We start from the raw sequence: 3,312 nt of genomic DNA, 5'->3' as shown, positions 1-3,312 counted from the left end.
TTTTAACTGTACCTCAAGCCATTAAACTTCTTGGGGTTCACCGTTCAACTATATATAGAATGTTTGAAACTGGTGATTTAAAGAAAGTTAAGCTTGCACGATCCACAAGAGTTGAATTACCTGAACACCTTGCAAAAGCATACGATGAACAAATCAAAGCCCTTAATTTGTAAGGGCTTTTGCTTTTAATGAATCAAGATAATCAGACCAAGCCTGCATCATTATTGTTCTTTCATCTAAATATTTAGTCCTGTTGTACGCCCTGCCGTGCATGTCTCGAACCTGATGGCCCATTTGTTGCTCAATACGCTCAATCGGGAATTTTAAAACTTCATCTAATAAAGTACGTGCTGTCGCTCGAAAGCCATGCCCTGTTGTTTCACCATTTTTGAAACCAAGATTTTTAAGGGCTTTATTAATTGAGCTATCACTAAGAATTCGTGTTTTACCCCAATGATTGGCGAAACAATATTCACTGTGCCCGGTAATCACATGCAATTCTTTAAATAAGGCTAAAACTTGTTTTGACAAAGGTACAACAAGTTGAGTACCTAAGGCATTTTCTGTTTTTGATGGTGTATATGACCATGTAGCATTATCTAAGTCTATATCTACCCATTTCGCCATTCGTAATTCACCTGGGCGAACAAACACTTGAGGCAAGATTTTTAAAATATAACAGGTGATGATTGAGCCACGTTTATCATATCCATCTATATTTAATAATAGTTGCCCTAACGCTTCAGGATCTGTGACTGCTGAATGATGTTTTACTTTACCTGTTTTTAAAACACCTTGAATATCCATGGCGACATTGCGGTCACACATACCAAGCACAATTGCATATTTAAAAACTTGACTCGCCTTTGATCGCATCCGTCTTGCTGCTTCAAACTTCCCCTGTTTCTCATAAACCTGGCAAACGGTTAAAAGCTCACGTGCTGTAATTTCGTGAATAGGCCTTTTACCAATCGCATCAAATAAATGTTGATATGAAAATGCATTACGCGAAGCGGTTGAAGGCATGACGTTTTCAGTTTTCATGAATTCACGTGCAACTTGTTCAAAGGTATTTGCCAGTGCATTTTTAGCGTGATCTTGTTCTAGTTTTTTCTCAACCGATGGATCACGGTTTTCTGCAAGCATTTCACGGTACTCATCACGGTACTTTCTTGCGGTAGCTAGTGTGATACTTGGATAAACACCAATACTTAAAGTTGCTCTTTTTTTGGAAATTGGTCGAACATAATCAAAGCGCCAGTAGGTCCCTCCTTTTTTATCTATATATAAGTATAAACCGTTCCCATCTGATAATTTTTTAACTTTATCAGGGGATTTCTTTTGCGCTGCTATTTCAGCTTTGATCTTCGTATCTGTAAGACTTACAACTAATTTTGCCATTTTTACGGTACATTTTAATTAGGTTTTGCGGTATACCGTATAAAGTACCGTTAAATATATGAGAAATGGCGGTACATCATGCGACAAACTGCGACAATGAATTTGCTTGTATTCTTTTAATATAAAGGCTTTTGAGACAAATTGAAACAAGGAGGAACATCAAATTGGTACGCCCAGCGGGTACTTCGGAAAGTTTAAGCTTTTCTTATTATTCCTCATTATTACCTATTTTTTCTTTTCTTATTAGTTAGTTATCTTCATTGTTATAAGTCAATATTTGTTTTTATCTCATTATTCCTTATGATTGTGCGTAAAGGCATTACGCCAAATTTACGCCACGAACCTTTTGGGAATAATAATGGCCTCATTTAGACAAAGAGGTGACGCTTGGCGTGTTGAGATTAGTGTCAATGGTACTCGGGAAAGTGCGACATTTGATACAAAGACTCAGGCACGCGCATGGGCATCTAAACGAGAAACTGAACTAAGAGAACAAGCACTCGGAAAACTCCCCGATTATACACTTAAGCAAGCTGTTGAGCGATATATAAGCGAAGTTAGTCCAAAAAAGAAATCACATTTACGAGAAGCTAACCGTCTAACTGCATTTTTACGGATGTACCCTGCTTTATGCAAAAAACCTATAGCGAAAATTACAACTGATGATTTAGTGAAATGGCGTGATGATCGATTAAAGCAGATTCAAGGATCATCTGTAAGACGTGATGCAAATGTACTTTCGTCTTTGTTTAAGATTGCACGTAAAGAGTGGAAATGGATCCATGAATCACCAATGGCTGATTTAACCATGCCGCCTCAAGCCAAGCACAGAGATAGGCGTGTTTCTGATGACGAGATTAGAAGATTAGTTTTAGCTTCAGGTTGGGATGAATCAACACCTGACAACTTTACCCAGCAAGTTATGATTGCATTTTTGTTTGCTTTAGAAACTGCGATGCGCGCAAGTGAGATAAAAGGCCTAACTTGGGATAGAGTATTTTTATCCGATCGTTATGTTGCGCTACTTGAAACCAAGAATGGAACAAAGCGAAATGTACCCCTTTCTAAGCGAGCTATGGAGTTAATTGGATATCTCAAAGGAATTGATGATAAGCGAGTATTTACTATCAATGATGCCAGTTTTGATACTTTATGGCGCAAACTAAGAAACCGATGTGAAATTGAAGATTTACATTTTCACGATTCACGTCATGAAGCATGTACTAGATTGGCAAGAAAAATTGAAGTACTAGATTTAGCTCGTATGATTGGACACAAAGACCTTAAAAGCTTGATGGTTTATTACAACCCTACAGCTACAGAAATTGCAAATAGACTGGATTAGCCCTCTAAAGGGCTTTCTCAAACAGCTTCCGCTCTTTCGCACGACGATTCGTAAGCCCTCGCATCACTTTACCGCCTGCCCGATTCCATCGATCAAATTGTTCAGCCGCCCCTTTGTAGTCTTTGGCATTTAACTTTTTAAGCAAAGTCGAATTTAAGAATGCACTTACACCAATGTTGTAAGCTAATGAAACCAAAGCGTCGTACTGGTTTTGATTAAGTGGTACTTTGACTTGATTCACAGCAGATTCAAATTGCTTTAAATCTTGTGCCATATATGATTTGGCTTGATCTACAGTACATTTGTCACCTTTCTTGACTTTCACACCATTAATTACTGTTGTACCGTAGCCGATTGTCCAAACGCCGACACCATCATCGTAGGCTTTGAGTCGAAGACCTTCGAATGAGCAAATTAAATCGATACCAGTGTTGCTTATTTTCATTTAAATATTGCTCCGAATGCTTGTTTTACTTCTACAATGATTTCATTGAATGATTTACCTTTAAGCAGTTGAATAGATTGATAAGCGATACCAATGCAAAGCATGCCAAAGATGGCAAAAA

The 3,312-nt window shown here is 37.9% G+C and carries 4 protein-coding genes; 2 read left to right on the top strand and 2 right to left on the bottom strand.

The window, feature by feature from the left end; translation table 11 throughout:
• The coding region (locus tag GGG_RS0118505) for a helix-turn-helix domain-containing protein (protein ID WP_010117766.1) at positions 1 to 173 on the top strand (173 nt) is incomplete at its 5' end.
• Here GGG_RS0118505 and GGG_RS0118500 read toward each other — a convergent pair.
• Complete coding sequence (locus GGG_RS0118500) at positions 163 to 1,401, bottom strand: integrase arm-type DNA-binding domain-containing protein (RefSeq protein ID WP_010117765.1); 1,239 nt, start codon at positions 1,399 to 1,401, stop codon at positions 163 to 165. The genes GGG_RS0118505 and GGG_RS0118500 overlap by 11 nt on opposite strands.
• Positions 1,402 to 1,759: 358 nt before the next feature.
• On the opposite strand from GGG_RS0118500, the gene GGG_RS0118495 reads away from it, so the two are divergent.
• Positions 1,760 to 2,746: a site-specific integrase gene (locus GGG_RS0118495; protein WP_010117763.1), complete on the top strand. Its 987-nt coding sequence runs from the start codon at positions 1,760 to 1,762 to the stop codon at positions 2,744 to 2,746.
• Between the two features lie 4 nt (positions 2,747 to 2,750).
• On the opposite strand, the gene GGG_RS0118490 is transcribed toward GGG_RS0118495, so the two are convergent.
• Positions 2,751 to 3,191, bottom strand: coding sequence for a lysozyme (locus GGG_RS0118490; RefSeq protein ID WP_010117761.1), 441 nt, complete (start codon positions 3,189 to 3,191; stop codon positions 2,751 to 2,753).
• Between the last annotated feature and the right edge of the window lie 121 nt (positions 3,192 to 3,312).

The organism is Acinetobacter sp. P8-3-8, assembly GCF_000214135.1.
Lineage (GTDB): Bacteria > Pseudomonadota > Gammaproteobacteria > Pseudomonadales > Moraxellaceae > Acinetobacter.
This window is presented reverse-complemented; position numbering and strand designations above follow the sequence as displayed.